This is a genomic window from Bowdeniella massiliensis, from assembly GCF_023634005.1.
Lineage (GTDB): Bacteria > Actinomycetota > Actinomycetes > Actinomycetales > Actinomycetaceae > Bowdeniella > Bowdeniella massiliensis.
In genome coordinates, this window is record NZ_JALIQR010000004.1 from 60343 (window position 1) to 79750 (window position 19408).

The following is a 19408-nucleotide window of genomic DNA, read 5'->3' on the forward strand; positions in this document are numbered from 1 at the left end:
ATCATCGGCTAGCGGGACTGGCCCTGCAGCCAAACCGCGACGTCGATGATCATGTCTTCCTGCCCACCGACGTAGCCGCGGCGCCCGACTTCCTCCAGGATGTCGTGGGCGGCGAGCCCGTAGCGTTCGGCGGCACGCTCGGCGTGCAGCAGGAAGGAGTTGTACACGCCCACCTTGCCCTGCATGATCGAGGCGCGGTCCATGACCGGCATGCGCGTGATCATCGGGCGCAGCACCTCTTCGGAGGCGAACATGAGGGCGTTGACGTCCACGCCAGTTTCGATGTCGAGGCGTTCGAAGGCCGCGGCGAGCACCTCCGTCGGGGAGTTGCCCGCGCCGGCGCCCAGGCCGCGCAGGGTGCCGTCGATCTGGGTGGCGCCCGCCCGCACGGCGTACACGGAGTTCGTCACGCCAAAGGACAGGTTCTGGTGGCCGTGGAAGCCCACTTCGGCGTCGCCCGCGAGTTCCTGGACGAGGGCGTCCACGCGGTCGTAGGCGTCCTCCATGATCATGTGGCCCGCGGAATCGACGACGTAGACGCACTGGCAGCCAGCGTCGGCCATGATGCGCGCCTGGGCGGCGAGCTCGCTCGGGGAGATGCGGTGCGAGAGCATGAGGAAGCCGACCGTTTCCAGGCCGAGCTCGCGCGCGGCGTGGAAATGCTCGATCGAGACGTCCGCCTCGGTGCAGTGCGTGGCGATGCGCACGACCTTCGCGCCGCGCAGGTGCGCTTCCTTCATCTCGGTGATCGTGCCGAGGCCCGGGAGCATGAGGACGGCGATCTTCGCGTTCTTGGACTCCTCGGCCGCGGCCTGGATGAGGACCATCTCGTCGACGGCGGAAAACCCGTAGTTGAAGGAGGAGCCGGCGAGGCCGTCCCCGTGGGTGACCTCGATGACGGGCATGTTCGCGTCATCGAGGGCCCGCACGACCTTGCGGACCTGGTCCTCGGTGAAGCGGTGGCGCATCGCGTGCGAGCCATCGCGCAGGGTGGTGTCCGTCAGGCGAACCTTGTACTGGGCCATGTCAGGCTCCCTTCTGAGCGGAGCTCATCCGCTCGGCCATCAGATCACCGGTGCGCGCGGCGGCGGCGGTGATGATGTCGAGGTTGCCGGCGTATTCCGGCAGGAAGTTCGCGGCGCCCTTGACCTCGATGAGGACGGTGACGCGGCCCCAGCCACGCCAATCCTCGCGGGCCTCATCGAACTGCGGGTCCGCCGTCAGGTGGTAGCCGGGGACGTATTCCTGGACGCGCTCGACCATGCGCGCGATCGACTCGTTGACCTGATCCTGCAGGGCGCCGGGGGCGGCGGCCTCGGCGGGCAGCGAGCAGTAGACCGTGTTGCGCATGAGCATCGGCGGCTCGACGGGGTTCAGGATGATGATCGCCTTGGACTGCTTGGCGCGCGAGACCACGCGCAGCGCGGCGGCCGTCGTCTCGGTGAACTCATCGATGTTGGCACGGGTGCCGGGCCCGGCCGACTTGGACGCGATCGAGGCAACGATCTCGGCGTATTCGACGGGGACGACGTCGGAGACGGCGGCGACGATCGGCGTCGTGGCCTGGCCTCCGCACGTAATCATGTTGACGTTCATGACGTCGGGCATCGACTCCAGATTCACCGGCGGGCAGACGTAGGGGCCGATCGCGGCGGGCGTCAGATCGATCGCGCGCATCCCGACCTCGCGGTAGAGCGGCGCGTTTGCCAGGTGCGCCTTGGCGCTCGTGGCTTCAAAGACGAAGTCGGGCAGGTCGGACTGCTCCAGCAGCCAGTCCACGCCCTCGGCGCTCGTCTCCAGGCCGAGCTTCGCGGCGCGGCGCAGGCCCTCGGAGTCCTTGACGCCCACCATGTAGACGGGTTCGATCCACTCGGAGCGGCGCATGAGCTTGAACATGAGGTCGGTCCCGATGTTGCCCGGTCCGACGATCGCCGCCGTGTACTTTTTCTGGCTCATGCCTACTCCTTAACTGTGGGGCCCGCGCCGAAGGTGATGGTGAGCGCGCCGGCCTGACCAAAGTCTGCGGTGGCGCGCGATCCCGCTTCAACCGCGTGTGCCGCACAGAAGGACCCGGGGATCACGAGGTCGCCCTTCTTCAGGTGCACGCCGCGCTTGCTGAGCGTCGTCGCGAGCCACGCGAGCGGGGCCGCGGGGTGTCCCATGACGTCGGCGCCAGTGCCGGCCCCGACCTCCTCATCGTCGATCAGCAGCGCGCAGCGGGTGCTCGCGAGATCGGCGATGTCGAGGTCGAGCGGTTCGCGCGAGACGGCGACGGCGCCGAGCGAGGCGTTATCAGCGACGGTGTCGACGAGGCGGATGTCCCAGTCGCGGATGCGAGAATCGATAATCTCGATCGCGGCGTGCACCGAGGCGATCGCCTCGATCGCCTCATCCAGGCTCACCTCGCCCGTGAGGTCCGCGCCGAGGTAGAAGCCAAACTCGGGTTCGACCTTCGGCGAGATGAAATGCTCGACGGGGATTTCGGCGTCGTCGTAGAAAACGACGTCGTCGGTAAAGAAACCGAAATCGGGCGAGTCGACGCCGAGCTGGCGCTGCATCGCGAGCGAGGTCAGCCCAATCTTGCGACCGACGACCTTTCGCCCTTCCGCGAGCGCCTGCTCTTCTTGCAGCAGCTGGATCTCGTAGGCCTCATCCAGGCTCAGGCCCTCGATCGTCTCGCGCAGCGGGGCGATCGGCACGCCCGTCGCGTAGGCCTCGAGCACGTCGCGCGAGGCCTCGGCCAGCTGGGCCGTGCGAGACGTCGGGGTATCGTCCCCGTCTGTGATGTCCTTGCCGTCCACTTAGGCCTCCTTGGCCGTCATGACGCCGAAGCCCGCAATGTATTCGCGGATCGGCCGGTAGAACTCGTAGGTGACGTCGTAGTTGCCGGCGGCCGCGCGCAGCGCGGAGAATGCCGCGACCCAGGTGCGGGTTTCGTGCGAGGAACGCCCGGCCTCTTCGGCCATGTCCTCCGCGGTGAAGGCATCGAAGCGCTCGAGCTCGCCGGAGCGGCAAATGTCCATGAAGGCGGCGTCCCACTCGGGGTTGAGGTCGCGAATGTCGGCCTCACCGGCGGCGAAGGCCTTCGCGACGGCGATCGTGTTGGCCTCGCGGGCGGCGCGTGCCTCGGGGGTGGGGTGGCGGCCCTCGAGCAGGAACTTGCGCTGTTCCTCGGTCGCGGTCGCCCACTGCGGAACCGGCGGCTCGTGGGACAGGCCACCGGAGCCGATGAACAGCACCTTCTTGTCGGCCAGGTGCTCCTTCACAAAGGCGCCGACGGCGTCCCCCAGCTTGCGCACACGCGCCATCCGCATGAAGGGCTTGGCAAGTCCGTTGACGAAGACGGGAATGACCGACAGCTCCGCGACTCGCTCGCCGAACATGATCTCGATCGGCTGCACGGCGCCGTGGTCGACCTCCATGCGACGCGAGATCGCGGTGTCCAGGTCCTGGTCGATGATGTACTGCGCGAGATCCTGGGCGATCTCCGTCGGGACGTTCAGCTCGCCGTCGAAGGAGTTGTAGTCGCCGGTGCCGACGGCCGCAAAGCCGACGCAAAACGGCGGCATGAGGTCGTAGAAGAAGCCGTTGTAGTGGTCCGGGCCGAAGTTGATAATGAGGTCGGGATCGAATGCTGTGACGAACTCGCGCGCCTCGGCGAATGCGCCCTGGACGGCCTCGGCGACCTCTTCGGGCGGGTTGGCGTGTTCGAGCAGCGGCGAGTGGGACATCGTGAGCAGGGCAACGGGCATGATGGGCTCCTTAGATCGTGGACGAGAGTGCGGCGAGCAGGGACCGGAACGCAGGAGAGGCCTCCTGCGCGAGCACCGCCGCGGCCACGAACCGGTCGGGACGGATGAACACAACGGAGACGGGACGGTCGTCGTACCATCTCTTGAGCGCACCGGTGTGATCGCCGATGACGACGAAGTCATCGGCGGCCTCGTAGGCGGCTTCGGCCCAGGGGCGCTGGGTTTCGGGAACGATGCACGCAAATCTCATGCCGAGCTCGCGTGCCTTGTCGAGCAGTTCGGGCGCGAGGTGGCGCCGGGGGTCATTGCCCCACGCGGCGATCGCCCACCACGGGCCGAGCGCATCGTCGAGCAGAATCGGGCCGTCCTGGCCCGCGACGCTCACGCGCGGCTGGATGAACTGGACGCCGACGGGCGAATCGCAGTTCTCGGCCGTCGCGACGGGGATGAGATCGCGCGTGATTTTCGGGGCCGCGCGGCCGGGGGCGAGCGTATTGGGATCGACGAGCACGCCGCGGGTGTAGCGCGGCATCGGCTTGAAGCGCATCTCGGAGAAGTAGGACTTGATCTGCGGCACGGCCCCGAGCGCGGTCGAGACGGAATCGCGCACAAGCGCCACGCGCTTGTCCTGCTGCTTGATGAAATTGCCCATGGTCATCGATAGGTCGACCATGGCCTTGGCGTGTTCGCGCCGCTCCGCGTCGTAAGTATCGAGCAGGTCGAGGCCCGCCTGGCCGCGGGTGAGCGTCGCGATCTTCCACGCGAGGTTGGTCGCATCGCGCAGGCCCGAGTTAAAGCCCTGCCCCATCCACACGGGCATGAGGTGGGCGGCATCGCCCGCGATGATGACGCGGCCGGAGCGGAAGGTGTCCGCGACGCGGCCGTGGTGGGTAAAGACGCGGCGACGAATGACCTGCAGGCTCGTCGGATCCGGCACGTGCGGGGTGAGCAGACCGTGCACGAAGGCGTCATCCTCGCTCGCATCGGAGGGCTCATCCTCGTGCAGCATGAACTCCCAGCGCCGCACCGCGTGCGGCAGCCCGATCGAGACATACGGCCGCTTCGGATCGGCCCCGAGGTACACGCCGGGCGTGCCGACGGGGTCGTTTTCCACATCGACGACGAGCCAGCGAGTCGAGGGCGATTCGCCGACGAAGGTCGCGCCCAGCCACTTGCGGGTAAAGGAGCGTCCACCCTCGCAGCCGACGACGAACTTTGCGCGCACCTGGCGCGTGGTCGGGCTCGTGCCCGGCAGCGGGCCGGTCGTGCCGTCCATGTCGCGCGGGCCGACTTCGAGCGTCGCCGTGACGAAGTCGCCCGACTCCTCCAAGCCGATGAGCATGTGCTCGAAAGCGACGTTCACGTGCTCATAGCGATCCAGGCCCTCGAAGAAGGCGCGGTCCACGAGCGGCTGGATGAAGCCGTGCTTGCGCGCAAACCCGAAGGGTTCGCTCGTGGGATTGTTCGCGGTCAGGACGCGGCCCTTGCCGTTGACGATCTTGACGATGTGGTTCGGGTTGGTGTGCGGCCGCACGGGCTCGATGAGCCCCATCGCCTGGATCGTGCGGTAGGACTCGTCATCCAGTCCGACGCCGCGCGGGTAGTCGATGAGGTCGCTGCGCGCCTCGGCGAGCAGCACCGAGACGCCGTAGCCACCGAGCAGGTTCGCCAGGGTCAGGCCGACGGGCCCGGCGCCGACGATGAGGACATCAACATCCTCGCGATTGCTCTCCTCAGCCATGGTCCTTAGGCCTCCGCCTTGCCGAGCAGGAAGTCCAGGTGGAGCTTGTTGAAGGTCTCGGTGTCTTCGTACTGCGGCCAGTGTCCGCAGTTTTCCATCACCTGCAGGTGGCCGTTCGGGATGAGGTCCGCGATGCGTGCGCCCTCATCAACGGGGCCCGAGGGGTCCTTCGTCGTCCACAGCACCATCGCGGGTGCCTGGATCTCGCGCAGGTCGTCGTCGGAGAGCATGTTGCGCTTGCGGGTCTCCAGGTCCTGCAGCGCCATGTTCATCTCGCACGCCATGGGCCAGTCGGGCTGCTGGAAGATGCGCTGACGGGTACGGATGAGGTCGGGGGTGACCATGGTCGGGTCGGCCATGAGCCATTCCAGGCGGGCCTTCACACGTTCCCAGGACGGGTCCTTTGCCGCCTCCATTGACAGCGTGTACAGGCGCTCCATGACCTTGGGGTTGGCCATCGTGCCACCCATGGTGTTGAGGACGACGCGCTCAACCTTGTCGGGGTGTAGCTGGGCGAGGCGGGCGGCGGTCCAGCCGCCGAGGGACTCGCCAGACAGGTAGGCCTTGTCGTAGCCGAGGGCCTCGATGACGGCGAGGACCTGGTCGACGTAGTGCTTGATCTCCAGCGGATGCTCGGGCTTGGCGGAGTAACCGTGACCGATGAAGTCGATCGCGTAAACGTTGAAGTGCTCGGCGTGTGCCGCCAGGTTACGGGCGTAGGCTTCGGCGTGGCCAGTGACGCCGTGCAGCAGGAGCAGCAGCGGCTTGTCGTCCGAGCCGGCGTGCAGGTAGCGGGTCTTATAAGGCCCGGCCTGCAGGTAGCCCTGAGAGAACTCGACTTCCGCGAGATCGTCCCACACCGAGGTGTACGGCCGGCCGTTGATGCTGCCGTCGGATTCGATAACCTGCTGAGACATTACTGCTCCTTTGCTCGGATATTGCGTGCCTTACTTTGACTGTACGAGCGCGCGTGCCCCAGCGTCGGGGAACTGTTCCATCGCGTGAAACATGAGCAGTTTTGTGCCGCCTGGTGGTAAACCTTACACCAACCTAACCATCTACCTTTCTCCTGGTTAGGTTCGGTTAGGTTAGGTGTCTGGAAGTAGCTACAAGGAACCCTTTACACAAGTAAGCCCCGCACGAATACAAGACAAAACCACTGACCCGACACCCCTTTCACAACTTAACCACCTACTTTTCTCCTGGTTAGGTACGATGTAGGGCACGCGTGAGGTTCTTCGAAAGAGGCTAGGGATGACGGACGCCGAAGCGGATGTGCGGAAGCTGATCCAAGCTCTGCGCAAAATCGGAACTGATACAGAATCGGTCGAGGTGAAGACTGCGGCCAGAGGAATACCAAAAGATCTTCGCGCAACGATGTCCGCTTTCGCCAATGGCAACGGCGGAACACTTATCCTCGGGTTGAACGAGCAAGAAGGCTTTATCCCAGTTCAGGGATTTGATGCTAAGGCTGGGGCAGATACTCTAACGGGGATTGCGGCCAATGATCTCTCTCCAGCCCTTCGGTTTCCGATATCGATAATTCCCTTTGAGGAGGGAGCTGTTGTCGTCGCCAAGGTGGTGGCACTTCCGCCCGCGGAGCGCCCGTGTTTCGTCACAAGCCAAGGAAAGTACGGTGGTAGCTATATAAGGTCACACGACGGAAACCGCTTACTCACTCCCTATGAGATCGACCGCATGAGCGAGAATCGCTCCCAACCTCTTTTCGATCGCGAAACCGTCATCGATGCGGACCTATCCGACCTAGACGGGCGCGCAGTCGCCAACCTCTTAGCGCGCCTACAAACAACTAAGCCTCGTGCAGTCAAGGGCGGACGCGAAGTAGCGCTACGCAGGCTCCACGTAATCGGCAGGGATACTGGCGAGACTGACCACCCCACCCTTGCGGGTCTTCTCGCTCTCGGCGATTACCCACAGGAATTTTTCCCCCGACTGAATGTAGCGTTTGCGGTCTATCCCGGCACTACCAAGGCGGACGTGCTTTCCGGAGGAGCTAGGCTGCTTGATTCTCGTTCCATTGACGGCTCAATTCCGGAAATGGTCGAGGATACAGTCGCAGCGGTTAGCCGAAACATGCGCACCGGCGGATTGATCGAGGGCGCCTTCCGAAAAGACCTACCAGACTATCCACTTGAAGCTGTACGAGAAGCCATCACCAACGCGCTCATGCATCGCGACTATTCTCCTATGTCTAGAGGCACTCCAGTTCAAGTCGACATGTATGTGGATCGCATGGAGATCATTAATCCCGGTGGACTCTTCGGAAATATAACAGTTGATTCACTCGGCCGGGCAGGAACTTCATCGTCCCGGAACGCCAGCCTTTCAAGGCTCCTGGAAGACGTGCAATCGGTAGATGGAGGAGCGGTGGCAGAGAATCGTGGGACTGGATACGCGATTATCGCGGAAGCTCTACGCAAAGCGCTTATGCAAGATCCGATTCCCACGGACTCTCCCACCCATTTCAAAATCACGATGTTTAGACGACGTCTTACTCCTGCGGAGCAGGAGAGCAAGGGCATTCGCAGCACGAGAGGTGCCATCATGCATGCTCTTTCGCAGGGGAAGTCACTGTCGTCTTCCGACCTTATAGACGCCTCTGGCTTGAGCAGAACAACTATAGTTCGTCACCTGAATGACTTGATTGCGGAGGGAAAGATCGAAGCGACTGACGCGACGTATAGCCCGCGGCGCCGATACCGCCTTGTTCCCCAGGGCAGTTCTAAAGGGGAGAGAATCTCTAAATCTACCTAACCATCAACCTACCTCCCGGTTAGGTTCGGTTAGGTTAGGCCGAAAGTAGGGATCCCCGCCAACGCTGGTATGCGAAACGGCCGGTCCAAAGATTGCTCCTTGGACCGGCCGTGACGTGGTTTGGTGGGTGGGCCTTACTTGGCGGCCTTGACCACGACATCCAGGGTGGCCTGGACCTCGGGGTGCACCTTCACGGAAACCTTGTACTCGCCAACCGACTTGATCGGGTTACCGATCTCGATGGTGCGGCGATCGATCTTCTTGTCGAGCTGGGACTCAACCGCGTCCGCGATCTCCTTGGTGGAGACAGCGCCGAAGAGGCGACCGGACTCGCCGGCGCGCTCTTCGATGGTGACGGAGTTGGCCTGCAGGGCGTCGCGCAGGGCGCGGGCGTCCTCAACGGAGGCGATCTCGCGGGCCTTGCGGGCGGCCTTCATCTGGTCGATCTGCTTCTGGGCGCCCTTGGTCCACGGAGTGGCCAGGCCGCGCGACAGCAGGAAGTTACGGCCGTAGCCGTCCTTGACCTCGACGACGTCGCCGGCAGTGCCAAGGTTGGAGACCTCGTGGGTAAGAATGAGCTTCATCTAGTTCTCTCCTCCCTTAGCTGTTAGCGGTTCGAGCTGGTGTAGGGCAGCAGGGCCATTTCGCGGGCGTTCTTGACGGCCTTCGCGATGGCGCGCTGTTCCTGGACGGACACGCCGGTCACGCGGCGGGCGCGGATCTTGCCGCGGTCCGAGATGAACTTACGCAGCAGAGCGGTGTCCTTGTAGTCCACGTTTCCGACCTTGACGGTCTTCAGTGGGCTGATCTTCTTCTTCGGCTTGCGAAGTTGAGGCTTCGCCATGGTTGTCTCCTCGAAATAAAAGTGTGAAAAAGCGTTCGGTGTTCGGGTTAGAACGGGGGCTCGTTATCGAAGCTCGAGCCGCCGGTTCCCCACGGGTCGTTCTGAGAGCCACCGGCCGGTGCGTTGTAGTCCGCGCCGGAGGACTGCTGGCCACCCTGGTAGTAGGACTGGCCGCCACCCTGGCCGCCGCCATAGCTGGATCCGCCGCGCTGGGAGCGCTGGACCTTAGCGGTCGCAAAGCGCAGCACGGGGCCGACTTCGTCGACCTGCAGTTCCACGGTGGAGCGCTTTTCGCCCTGGGGAGTTTCCCAGTTGCGCTGCACGAGGCGGCCCTGAACCATCACGCGCATGCCCTTGGTGAGGGACTCAGCGACGTTTTCGGCGTAGTCGCGCCAGACCGAACAGCGCATGAACAGCGTTTCGCCGTCCTTCCATTCGCGGGTCTCGCGGTCAAAGTTCCGCGGGGTCGACGCCACGGTGAAATTCGCGACGGGTGCACCAGAATTGGTGAACCGGAGTTCGGGATCGGCGATGAGATTGCCAACGATGGTGATAAGGGTTTCGCCTGCCATGATTGCTTCCTGTTCTCAGTGACGACGGGCTCGGATGCGCTTAGTGCGCGTCCGGACGGATGAGCTTGGTGCGCATGACGGCTTCGGAAAGACCGAGCACGCGATCGAGCTCCTTGGCGCTTTCAGGCGTCGTGGTCATGTTGACGACCGCGTAGATGCCCTCGGAACGCTTGTTGATGTCATAAGCAAGACGACGCTTGCCCCAGATATCGACGTCCACGGTGCCACCGGACTTGGTGATGACCTCGAGGAACTTGTCCAGCGTGGTCCCTACGGAACGCTCATCCACCTCGGGATCGAGGATGATCATGAGTTCATAGTTACGCATTCGTTAACCCCACCTCCTGTGGTCTAGTCGGTCACGGTCTCTCCGTGACAGGAGGGTGATGCGTGTGAGTATCGACGGCCAGCAGATTTCTGCCGGTGCCGACAGCACAATCTCCCACTATAGTGCAGGCCTCCGCGTGTATCTAGGCGTTATCGGCAGCTGTGACGAACGCCGGTCTTCCGCTTGCCGCGTCGCCTACGGTTGGAAGATGAAGAACATTCTTGGTTCTGCCGCATCCCCCTACCTCCGCCAGCACGCCGACAATCCCGTCGCCTGGCAGGAGTGGACCGATGAGACCCTCGCGCATGCTCGCGAGCACGACATTCCGATCCTGCTGTCGGTCGGTTATGCGGCGTGCCACTGGTGCCACGTCATGGCGCACGAGTCATTCGAGGATGCCGAGGTCGCTGCCCTCCTGAATGAACACTTCGTCCCCATCAAAGTGGACCGGGAGGAGCGGCCCGACGTCGATGCGGCCTACATGGCGGCAACCCAAGCGATGACGGGATCCGGCGGCTGGCCCATGACCTGCCTCCTTACCCCCGACGGCACTCCGCTGTGGTGCGGCACCTATCTGACGAAACCACAATTCATGCAGCTGCTGACCCAAATGGTGCGGGTGTGGCAGGACCAGCGCGATGAGGCCCGGGCGAGCGGCGCGCATGTTGCCTCGATGCTGCGCGACGCCCAAGCCGGAGGTTCGCACGAGGTGATCTCCGAGGAGGACCTGGCCGAGGCAGCGAGCATGCTCGCGCGCAGCTACGACGCCGAGTTCGGGGGCTTTGGGTCCGCGCCGAAGTTCCCGCCGACGATGGCGCTCGACTTTCTGCTGCGGCACGCGATCCGCACCGGCGACGAATCGGCGCTCGTCATGGTCGCACACACCGCCGATGCTATTGCCCGCTCCGGTATGTGCGATCAGCTCGCCGGGGGCTTTGCGCGCTACGCGGTCGACCGCGCCTGGGTGGTCCCGCACTTCGAAAAGATGCTCTACGACAACGCCCTGCTGCTGCGGCATTTCGCGCACGTGGCGATCCGCGCCGATGAGCCGCTGCGCACACTCGCACTGCATAGCGCCCGCGGCACTGCGGAGTTTCTGCTGCGAGATCTGCGCACGCGCGAGGGCATGTTCGCCTCCTCCTTCGACGCCGACACCGATGGCACGGAGGGCGCCACCTACGTGTGGACGCCCCGCGAACTGATCGATGTCCTCGGTGAGGCCGACGGCGCGCGTGCCGCGCGGGCCCTTGGCGTCACCGAAGCGGGGACGTTCGAGCACGGTACCTCGACGCTGCAGCTGCTCGGCGATATCGACTGGGACTGGTGGCTTCCCGTCCGCGAGCGCCTCCTTGCGGCGCGCAGCCGGCGCCCGCAGCCCGATCGCCACGGCGCCGTGATCGCTGCCTGGAACGGCCTCGCGATCGCGGCCCTGGCCGATGCGGCGATGGCGCTTGACGAACCGTCGTGGCTGGAAGCGGCCATCACCTGCGCCGACGCGCTGTGGGAGACACACCTCGTCGACGGCGAACTGCGCCGCACCTCAAGGGATGGCGCTGTGGGCCAGGCGCCCGGCGTCGCCGAGGACTACGGCGATGTAGCGGAGGGCTTCGTGGCGCTGCATCTCGCGACCGCCGAGCCGCGCTGGCTGGAGCGCGCCCGCCAGCTCCTGGATGCGGCGAGCCAGCGTTTTCGGGACGCCGATGGGCTCATCTATGACGTCGCCGCCGACACCGAGCTGTATGTACGGCCGCGCGGCGAGAGCGATAATGCGGAGCCGTCGGGCTCCTCGGCGCTCGCGGGCGCCCTTATTCGCTACGGCACGGTCGCGGGCTCGCCAGAGTATGTGGCGGCGGGTCGAGAGAGCCTGAGCTTGCTCGCGGGAGTGATGCGCGAGGCGCCACGATTCGCGGGCTGGGCGCTCTGCGTTGCCGAGGACCTTGCCTCCGGTCCGCTGCAGGTGGCGATCGCGGCCGGCGAGGGCGCTGCAGACCTCGCCCGGACGGCTCGCGAGCTCGCCTCGCCGGGCGCCATGATCATCGTGGGTGAGCGCGACGCCGCTACCCTGCTGCAGGGCCGCGGACCCGTCACGGGCCGGGCGGCGGCCTACGTGTGCCACGGCCAGGTCTGCTCAGCGCCCATTACGACACGCGATAGCCTGAGAGAAACCTTGGAACAACGTCCTTGAAGGAGCATGTCACAGGTTCGTGAGACGCTTCATGGACCTGGGAAGCTGCCCCAGTTGCCCTAAGTGAAACAATGAAGGAATGAAGAGGTCGAACGACATGCATGTCCTGGAGATTTGTGCGGGAGCCGGGGGACAGTCTTCTGGCTTAGAGCATGCTGGCTTCCATCACGAGCTGGCGGTCGAAATCGATCATGATGCCGCTGAGACACTTCGCCGCAACCGCCCGAGTTGGCAAGTCCTTGAAGCCGATGTTCGCTCTATAGATGGACGCCAGTTCCGTGGAATCGATTTGATTGCCGGTGGCGTGCCGTGCCCGCCGTTCAGTATCGCCGGAAAGCAGCTCGGTTCCGACGATGAACGCGATCTGTTCCCTGAAGCTCTCCGGCTTGTAAGGGAAGCCCGTCCGACTGCTGTAATGCTAGAAAACGTTCGAGGGCTCGCTTCCGCCCGGTTCTCCACCTATCGCGAATCGATCCTTCGGGAACTTGATCGCTGCGGATATGACACTGATTGGCAACTACTTTATTCAAGTGAGTATGGCGTTCCTCAGCTCCGGCCTCGTTTCATTCTCGTCGCGCTCAGGCGACCACACTTCCGAAACTTCGAATGGCCCCGGCCAGTCGGAACACCTCCTACGGTTGGTCAGACTCTCGAAAGAATGATGGGAGAACGTGGCTGGCTGGGAGCTTCGTCTTGGGCAAAACGAGCAAACAGTATCGCTCCGACCGTAGTCGGCGGATCGAAGAAACACGGCGGCGCGGATCTCGGGCCCACGAGAGCGAAAGAGGCTTGGCTGCGACTCGGCGTGGACGGCAAAGGAATCGCAAATGAAGCTCCCGGTCCTGAAATGCCTGAAACATACATTCCGCGTCTCACCAATCCGATGGTAGCGAGAGTTCAAGGATTCTCTCCGGATTGGGAGTTCGCAGGGCGCAAAACGTCAATCTACCGTCAGATTGGTAACGCCTTCCCCCCACCGGTTGCAGCCGCGATCGGCGAATCAATCAAGACGGCATTAGGAGCTGGAGTGACACGCGAGACCAGTAGCGGTGAAGAACTCCGCGCAATCGGCTAGAACTCTGCGACTCATCATTATGCGTAGGGAATAATCGGCGCCGGCGCGGGTGTATCCTCACCCGGCAGGGCAAGCCGCCACCAAGTCTCTGAGATTTCTACACCTACTCCAGGCATAGAAGGGACGACGCGTACCGCTACGACCTCGCCGCGCTCGGGAACCTCAGCACCCAGTTCGCGAGCGATTCTTTGCTGAGCTTTGTAGTCGCCCCCAAGAATCACGATACCTTCGTTCCGTAATGCGCTCCGAGCGCCCCCATTGCCTCGCACTCGCTTCATGTAATCACTCTGCTGTGCAACTGTCGCGATGATGTTTCTGCTAATCCTCTGGTTCTGCGCCGTTCGCAAGAGCTCGTTGATCCGACGCTGTCCGCTTCTAAGAGCCATCACTCGCTCGACTTCTGACTCGGGGAGCTGAAGCAATGCGTTAGGCGGCAAGTTCGCGTCGAAAAACAACCACCTGATCCGCGATCTACCGAGCTTATTCAGGCCGGTCTTTCGATCTCTGTTCTCACTTGTTCGACGATTCTCCTCGCTAACACGGACCACTCCGAGTCTCCAGTACGATCTCAAGTCGTCGGCTTGCGCTACCAACACGAGATGATTGAACGATTCAATTGGGAGCATCCATTGCCCCGTGTGCGAGTACTTGCAATCCACCTCAATTCCGGCGATACAGTAGTCGAGAATGACCCCGTCCTCGAAGTCCAGCTCACGTTGTAGATTGATCTCAAACTGGGTGCCAAAATGAGTTTTTTCGGTTTTGTATAGCTGACCGAGCTTATATCGACCTGTATTGAGACCGTCATAGGCCTGGTCGAAGGTCCGCCGAAAAACCCTAGCAATCCGCTCACCTGACGGGTCCAACCTCAGGATTGCAGCTGCAACTGCATCGATCTCGTGATCTGGTTGATTGCTGACAGACTCGGAGCACACAGACACTCCCCTCCTGTTAGTTGTTTCCGCCGCCGTTGCCGCGGCCCGGTGGCGCGGGTTTATCCGGCTGACCCGGCCTGCCCGGCTTATTGTTGCCCGGCTTCGTCGGAGTCTCGGTGGGGTTCGGCGTCTCCGTCGGCTGCTCGGTGGGTTGCTCCGTCGGCTCCTCGGTCGGCTCTTCCGTGGGCTCCTCGGTGGGTTCCTCAGTCGGCTCTTCCGTCGGCTCCTCGCTCGGAGCCTGCGTCGGGGCCTGCGTGCGCGTCGGCACCGGCATCGGATGCTTCGTGGCCTTCTTCGCCGTCGGCTCCGGGAACGGGATGACCTCTTCGCCCTCGAGCGCGGCCTTCATATAGTTCGTCCAGATCTGGGTCGGATAGGTGCCGCCGGCGACCGTGCGGATCCCGCCAAAGCCGGTGAGCTCTTCTTCCTGCCCGTCCGGACCGACCTGGTACATGTCGACCACGGTCACGAGCTGAGGCGTGAAGCCCGCAAACCACGCCGACTTGTAGTCATTCGATGAGCCCGTCTTGCCCGCGGCGGGGCGGCCAAGGTGCGAGCCGACGTAGTGCGCGGTGCCCGTGCGGGTCACCTGCTGCATTGCGTAGGTCGCATCGGCCATGACATCGGCGTCGAAGACCTGCTCGCCGTCGGTGCCCGCCTTGTAGATGGCGTTGTCGCGCCCGTCCTTAATCTCGGAGACGATGAACGGCTCGTGCTTCACACCCTGCGCGGCGATCGTGCCATAAGCGCGGACCTGATCGAGCGGGCGCAGCGAGGCCGGGCCGAGCACGTTGGAGGGCACGGGGGCCAGGCCCGGCGTGTCCTTCGGGATGCCGGCCTTCACCGCGGTGTCGAGCGTTAGCTGCGGACCGATTTCGACGTTGAGCTGGGCGTAGGGGGTGTTGACCGAGTCCTCGGTCGATTTCACGAGGTTGATGCGCCCGCGGTTGACGCGGTCGTAGTTGCGCACGGGCTTGTCGAAGCCCTCGATCTCCATGTTGTTGTAGGACTGGAACGTGTCGTAGAGCGAGTAGCCCTCCTCCAGCGCGCCGATGAGCGTCCAGACCTTGAAGGTCGAACCCGCCTGAGCCCGGTCCTGCGTGACAGCGTTGCGCGGCTGGCTGACGAAATCCGGGCCACCGTAGACGGCGACGAGCGCGCCGGTGCGCGGATCCATGGAGGCCAGGCCCACGCGGTTGTTTTCGGGCCGGTCTTCCGGCAGCGCGTTGACGGCCTCGACGGCGGCGTCCTGGCGGGGCTTTTGGATCGTGGAGACGATGGCGAGCCCGCGCGTGTTCAGCTCGTCCTCGGAGATCTCCGCTTTGTTGACGACCTCGTTTTTCACCATGTCGAGCAGGTACCCGTTTGGGCCCTTCAGGGCGTTGACCGGCTTGTAGTCGATCGTCTTCGGGAAGGTCTGCTGATCGCGCTCCTGCTGGGTGATCCAGCCGTCGGCGACCATGATGTCCAGAACTCGGTTCCAGCGCTGTTCGGCGCGCTCGGGCATGACGGCCGGGTCCCACTTTGAGGGCGCCGGAATGAGGCCGGCCAGGAGCGCGGACTCCGAGATCGACAGGTCCGTGGCGCTCTTGCCGAAGTAGTGCTCCGCGGCGACCTCGATGCCATAGGCGCCGCGGCCAAAGTAGATGGTGTTGAGGTAGTTTTCGAGGATTTCTTCCTTGGACTGCTGCTGGTCGATCTTCAGCGCGAGGATCGCTTCCTTCGCCTTGCCGACGACGTCCTTGGTATCGCCGACGTAATAGCGCTCGACGTACTGCTGGGTGAGGGTGGAGGCGCCCTGCAGCGGGTTGCCGCGCAGGTTGTTCCACGTGGCGCGCGCAATACCGCGCAGGTCAATGCCGGGGTTGGTGTAGAAGCGCCGGTCCTCGGAGGCGACGACGGCGTGGCCGACGTGCTCGGGCAGGGAGGATAGCGCGACCGATTTGCGATCGTATTCGGAGAACGTTCCGAGCTGGGTCTCGCCATCGGCGTAGTAGACCGTCGTCGTCTGGGCCTGGGCGAAGTCGCCCGGCTGCGGCACGTCGATCATCGAGTAGGCGAGCGCGAATAGGCCCGCGCCGGAGGCGATGAGGAACGCGAAGAGGCCGAGGACCAGTTTCCAGCCCGGCAGCCAGCGCAGGATCGGGCCCTTGTTCGGGCGCGGGTAGCGCCGGCGCTTGCCGTTGGGTTTGGTCGCACTGAGCGTGCGGGTACGGCCCTTGGGCGGCTTCGGCGGAGCCGCGTTGCGTGATTCGCGCAGGCTTCGGCGCGTCACGGGTTTGCCCTGATGCTCGTTCACACCCAGTCCTTCCAGATCAGTACCCTCCAGTATGGCCCCACCAGCCACACGGATAACAGAGCCGAGCGAGCTAACTCACCCCCGAACGTGGCGGATCACACGCGAGTAGAGGCAACGTCGGCGGGTTCGGCGGGGCTCAGGCGGTAGGCCGCGGCGAGCAGCGCGAAGGCGGCGGCGAGCACGAGGAAGACGCCGCGCGACCACCCGGTATCGGGCAGGATGGCGGCCGCGAGCCCGGCGGCTCCCACGAACGCGGCGTTGAACATCACGTCATACAGCGCGAAGGCGCGGCCGCGGTAGGCGTCGGCGGTATCGCGCTGGACGATTGTGTCGACGGCGATCTTCGCGCCCTGGACGGATAGCCCGAGGAGGAAGGCGGCGCTCGCGATGACGGGCACCGCGGGGGCGGTAGCGGCCACGAGCTGGGAGAGGGCGCCAATCCCCAAACACGCGAGGATCCACTGCTGCGGGGAGAGCCGCTCGTGGGCGATGGGCGTCGCGATGATCGCGAGACCCGAGCCGGCAAAGGAGATGCCCGACAGGGTGGCGAACAGCGCGAGCCCGGCCGCGGCGTTCGTCGGATCCACGAGGAGGTTGCGCGAGGCGAGGATGAGGACGAGGAAGTTCACGCCGTAGAAAAACCGGTGGGTCGCCATGACCGCGAGCGCCGCGCCGGGGGTGCGGCGGGCCGTCAGGTAGCGGGCCGCGGCCGCGAGCTCGCCAAAGACGGCAAAGATCGAGCGGCGACGCTCACCCGAACCGTCGGGGCCGAGTTCGCTCGGGGCCAGGCGCAGCGCGAGGGCGGCAGCGGCCGCGAAGACGAGGCCGGCGGCGGCGAGCAGCCCGAAGTCGCGCACCGCGCCCGTCGGCAGGACGATCCCGAGGCCGAAACCGATGACGGCCCCGAGCACCGCGGCGCCGGCACCGAGCGTCGGCGTGATCGAGTTCGCCATGAGGAGCAGATGGCGCGGCACGACGAGCGGCAGCCCGGCCGACAGTGCGGACAGCAGGAAGCGGTTGACGCCCAGGATGAGCAGCGCGAGCGCGTAGACCGCTGGGCCGATGCCGAGCTGGACGAGGCAGAGGCCGATGATGACCGCGAGGACGGCTCGCACGGCGTTGCCGTAGAGCAGCACCTGGCGGCGGCGCCAGCGATCGAGCAGTGGGCCGGCGAACGGGCCGACGACGGTGAAGGGCAGCAGCAGCACCGCAAACGCAATGGCGACGTCCCCGGCGGTCGTCAGGCGCTCGGGCGAGAAGAAGAACAGGGAGGCCAGGCCCGCCTGCACGAGTCCGTCGCCCGTCTGGCTCACCAGGCGGATCGCCAGCAGTTTGCGGAAACCCGCGTAGCCCGTGAGGGTCTTGAGGTCGGCGATGAGGCGCACCTAGCGCGCCTCCCACCAGGCCCGCAGCGTTTTCTCGGCGTCCTCGCGGCTCATCGGCCCGTGCTCCATGCGGTGGTTGAGCAGGAACTTGTAGGCGGCGCCCACCTCGCGCCCCGGCGGGATCCCGAGGATCGCCATGATGTCGTTGCCGGTGAGGTCGGGGCGGATCTTGGCGAGCTCCTCGGCCTTGGCGAGCTCGTCGATGCGGCGCTCGAGATCGTCGTAGGCGGCCGCGAGGCGGTTGGCCTTGCGACGGTTGCGCGTCGTGCAGTCGGCGCGGGTCAGGCGGTGCAGGCGCTCGAGCAGCGGGCCGGCGTCGGTGACGTAGCGCCGCACGGCCGAATCCGTCCAGGCCTGATCGCCATAGCCGTGGAAGCGCAGGTGCAGCTCGACGAGGCGCGAGACGTCCTTCGTCGTCTGCTTATCGAAGCGCAGCTCGCGCATCCGCTTGCGCGTCATCTTTGCGCCGACGACCTCGTGGTGGTGGAAGCTGACCTGCCCGCCGGGCTCAAAGCGCCGCGTCGCGGGCTTGCCGACGTCGTGCATGAGCGCGGCAAAGCGCAACACGAAATCGGGCCCCGGTACCGGGCCCTCGGGGCCGGTTTCGAGCGCGATCGCCTGATCGAGCACGGTCAGCGTGTGCTCGTAGACGTCCTTGTGGCGGTTGTGCTCGTCCTGGGTTTGGCGCAGGTTGGCGAGCTCGGGCAGCACGAGGTCCGCGACGCCTGTGTAGACCATGAGCTCCAGGCCGCGGCGCGGCCACGTCGCGGTCATGAGGCGCGTGAGCTCGGCCTGGATGCGCTCCGGGGAGACGATCGCCAAGCGCGGCGCGAGCTTCTCCATCGCCGCCATCGTGTGCGGCTCGACGTCGAAACCGAGCTGGGCGGCAAACCGCGCGGCACGCATGATGCGCAGCGGATCGTCGTCGAAGGAGCGTTCGGGCTCGATGGGAGTGCGCAACACCATCGCGGCAAGGTCGGGTAGGCCGCCGCACGGGTCGACGAACTCGCGCGAAGGCAGGCGCACGGCCATGGCGTTAACGGTGAAATCGCGGCGCGTGAGGTCGCCCTCGAGCGTGTCGCCGTATTGCACGAGCGGTTTGCGGCTCGACGGATCGTATTCATCGGTGCGGTACGTCGTCACCTCGACGATCGTCTCGCCCTTTTTCGCGCCGATCGTGCCAAACTCCTTGCCGATCGCCCAGTGGGTATCGCCCCAGGCGGCAAGAAGGCGCTCGGTATCGTCCGGGTGCGCCGAGGTCGCGAAGTCCAGATCGTGGGTCGGGCGGGCGAGGAAGAGGTCGCGCACCGGGCCGCCGACGAGCGCGAGTTCGAAACCCGCGTTCGCGAACACCTCACCGAGCTCGATGACGACAGCGGGCAGCTGGTCGAGCTGGTAGGAGGCGATCTTGCGCAGCTGGCTGACGCTCAGGGCGGAATTCTCGGAAGTGGGCACGTCCTTACTTTCTCACGTCGGGCGCGCATTTCTCACCACGGCCCAACGCGGCGCTGGCTTGA

General features: G+C 64.7%; 17 protein-coding genes. 3 read left to right on the forward strand and 14 right to left on the reverse strand.

What is annotated here, in order from left to right:
* Window positions 1–8: 8 nt before the first annotated feature.
* The 6 genes from dmpG to MUN85_RS03540 are packed head-to-tail and all read right to left on the reverse strand — an operon-like array spanning window position 9 to window position 6410.
* Window positions 9–1025, reverse strand: a complete 1017-nt coding sequence (dmpG, locus tag MUN85_RS03515; protein WP_092565482.1) for a 4-hydroxy-2-oxovalerate aldolase — start codon at window positions 1023–1025, stop codon at window positions 9–11.
* 1 nt (window position 1026) lies between these two features.
* The gene (locus MUN85_RS03520) at window positions 1027–1956 is read right to left on the reverse strand and encodes an acetaldehyde dehydrogenase (acetylating) (protein WP_250505411.1); all 930 of its coding nucleotides are present in this window, start codon (window positions 1954–1956) and stop codon (window positions 1027–1029) included.
* Window positions 1957–1958: 2 nt separating this feature from the next.
* Window positions 1959–2801, reverse strand: a complete 843-nt coding sequence (locus MUN85_RS03525; protein WP_250505412.1) for a 2-keto-4-pentenoate hydratase — start codon at window positions 2799–2801, stop codon at window positions 1959–1961.
* Window positions 2802–3752, reverse strand: coding sequence for a 3-carboxyethylcatechol 2,3-dioxygenase (locus MUN85_RS03530; protein WP_250505413.1), 951 nt, complete (start codon window positions 3750–3752; stop codon window positions 2802–2804). It lies immediately after the preceding gene.
* Between the two features lie 10 nt (window positions 3753–3762).
* Complete coding sequence (mhpA, locus tag MUN85_RS03535) at window positions 3763–5493, reverse strand: bifunctional 3-(3-hydroxy-phenyl)propionate/3-hydroxycinnamic acid hydroxylase MhpA (RefSeq protein WP_250505414.1); 1731 nt, start codon at window positions 5491–5493, stop codon at window positions 3763–3765.
* A gap of 5 nt (window positions 5494–5498) precedes the next feature.
* Window positions 5499–6410: an alpha/beta fold hydrolase gene (locus MUN85_RS03540; RefSeq protein WP_092565490.1), complete on the reverse strand. Its 912-nt coding sequence runs from the start codon at window positions 6408–6410 to the stop codon at window positions 5499–5501.
* 337 nt (window positions 6411–6747) lie between these two features.
* Between MUN85_RS03540 and MUN85_RS03545 the strand changes: the two genes are divergently transcribed.
* Window positions 6748–8268: an ATP-binding protein gene (locus MUN85_RS03545; RefSeq protein WP_250505415.1), complete on the forward strand. Its 1521-nt coding sequence runs from the start codon at window positions 6748–6750 to the stop codon at window positions 8266–8268.
* A 134-nt stretch (window positions 8269–8402) separates the two neighbouring features.
* Here MUN85_RS03545 and rplI read toward each other — a convergent pair whose 3' ends face one another.
* From rplI to rpsF, 4 genes are read right to left on the reverse strand one after another with little or no spacing between them, the layout of a single operon-like run.
* Window positions 8403–8852 carry a 50S ribosomal protein L9 gene (gene rplI, locus MUN85_RS03550; protein WP_250505416.1) on the reverse strand — a complete coding sequence of 150 codons (450 nt, stop codon included), beginning with the start codon at window positions 8850–8852 and terminating at the stop codon, window positions 8403–8405.
* A gap of 23 nt (window positions 8853–8875) precedes the next feature.
* Window positions 8876–9112, reverse strand: coding sequence for a 30S ribosomal protein S18 (rpsR, locus tag MUN85_RS03555; RefSeq protein ID WP_092565496.1), 237 nt, complete (start codon window positions 9110–9112; stop codon window positions 8876–8878).
* Between the two features lie 47 nt (window positions 9113–9159).
* The gene (locus MUN85_RS03560; RefSeq protein WP_092565498.1) at window positions 9160–9684 is read right to left on the reverse strand and encodes a single-stranded DNA-binding protein; all 525 of its coding nucleotides are present in this window, start codon (window positions 9682–9684) and stop codon (window positions 9160–9162) included.
* A gap of 40 nt (window positions 9685–9724) precedes the next feature.
* On the reverse strand, window positions 9725–10012 hold the full coding sequence (gene rpsF, locus MUN85_RS03565) for a 30S ribosomal protein S6 (protein WP_092565500.1): 288 nt from the start codon (window positions 10010–10012) through the stop codon (window positions 9725–9727).
* Window positions 10013–10220: 208 nt separating this feature from the next.
* Between rpsF and MUN85_RS03570 the strand changes: the two genes are divergently transcribed.
* Together MUN85_RS03570 and MUN85_RS03575 are read left to right on the forward strand one after the other, a co-directional pair.
* A complete protein-coding gene (locus tag MUN85_RS03570; protein ID WP_250505417.1) occupies window positions 10221–12197 on the forward strand; it encodes a thioredoxin domain-containing protein in 1977 nt (658 codons plus the stop codon).
* A gap of 79 nt (window positions 12198–12276) precedes the next feature.
* Complete coding sequence (locus tag MUN85_RS03575) at window positions 12277–13272, forward strand: DNA cytosine methyltransferase (RefSeq protein ID WP_250505418.1); 996 nt, start codon at window positions 12277–12279, stop codon at window positions 13270–13272.
* A 17-nt stretch (window positions 13273–13289) separates the two neighbouring features.
* Here the strand turns inward: MUN85_RS03575 and MUN85_RS03580 are convergent, their stop codons facing one another.
* The 4 genes from MUN85_RS03580 to MUN85_RS03595 all read right to left on the reverse strand — a co-directional run bounded on the left by MUN85_RS03580 (window position 13290) and on the right by MUN85_RS03595 (window position 19307).
* Window positions 13290–14207, reverse strand: coding sequence for a NaeI family type II restriction endonuclease (locus MUN85_RS03580; protein WP_250505419.1), 918 nt, complete (start codon window positions 14205–14207; stop codon window positions 13290–13292).
* Window positions 14208–14223: 16 nt separating this feature from the next.
* Window positions 14224–16506 (reverse strand): transglycosylase domain-containing protein, encoded by a 2283-nt coding sequence (locus tag MUN85_RS03585; RefSeq protein WP_250505420.1) that lies wholly within the window; start codon window positions 16504–16506, stop codon window positions 14224–14226.
* A 95-nt stretch (window positions 16507–16601) separates the two neighbouring features.
* A complete protein-coding gene (locus MUN85_RS03590) occupies window positions 16602–17891 on the reverse strand; it encodes an MFS transporter (protein ID WP_250505421.1) in 1290 nt (429 codons plus the stop codon).
* Window positions 17892–19307, reverse strand: coding sequence for a CCA tRNA nucleotidyltransferase (locus MUN85_RS03595; protein ID WP_250505525.1), 1416 nt, complete (start codon window positions 19305–19307; stop codon window positions 17892–17894).
* Window positions 19308–19408 lie beyond the last annotated feature (101 nt).

Excerpts from the sequence above, each read along its gene's own strand:
- dmpG (WP_092565482.1), bottom strand. The coding sequence starts at position 1,025 with ATGGCCCAGTACAAGGTTCGCCTGACGGACACCACCCTGCGCGATGGC.
- MUN85_RS03520 (WP_250505411.1), bottom strand. The coding sequence starts at position 1,956 with ATGAGCCAGAAAAAGTACACGGCGGCGATCGTCGGACCGGGCAACATC.
- MUN85_RS03530 (WP_250505413.1), bottom strand. The coding sequence starts at position 3,752 with ATGCCCGTTGCCCTGCTCACGATGTCCCACTCGCCGCTGCTCGAACAC.
- mhpA (WP_250505414.1), bottom strand. The coding sequence starts at position 5,493 with ATGGCTGAGGAGAGCAATCGCGAGGATGTTGATGTCCTCATCGTCGGC.
- MUN85_RS03540 (WP_092565490.1), bottom strand. The coding sequence starts at position 6,410 with ATGTCTCAGCAGGTTATCGAATCCGACGGCAGCATCAACGGCCGGCCG.
- MUN85_RS03545 (WP_250505415.1), top strand. The coding sequence starts at position 6,748 with ATGACGGACGCCGAAGCGGATGTGCGGAAGCTGATCCAAGCTCTGCGC.
- rplI (WP_250505416.1), bottom strand. The coding sequence starts at position 8,852 with ATGAAGCTCATTCTTACCCACGAGGTCTCCAACCTTGGCACTGCCGGC.
- rpsR (WP_092565496.1), bottom strand. The coding sequence starts at position 9,112 with ATGGCGAAGCCTCAACTTCGCAAGCCGAAGAAGAAGATCAGCCCACTG.
- MUN85_RS03560 (WP_092565498.1), bottom strand. The coding sequence starts at position 9,684 with ATGGCAGGCGAAACCCTTATCACCATCGTTGGCAATCTCATCGCCGAT.
- rpsF (WP_092565500.1), bottom strand. The coding sequence starts at position 10,012 with ATGCGTAACTATGAACTCATGATCATCCTCGATCCCGAGGTGGATGAG.
- MUN85_RS03570 (WP_250505417.1), top strand. The coding sequence starts at position 10,221 with ATGAAGAACATTCTTGGTTCTGCCGCATCCCCCTACCTCCGCCAGCAC.
- MUN85_RS03575 (WP_250505418.1), top strand. The coding sequence starts at position 12,277 with ATGAAGAGGTCGAACGACATGCATGTCCTGGAGATTTGTGCGGGAGCC.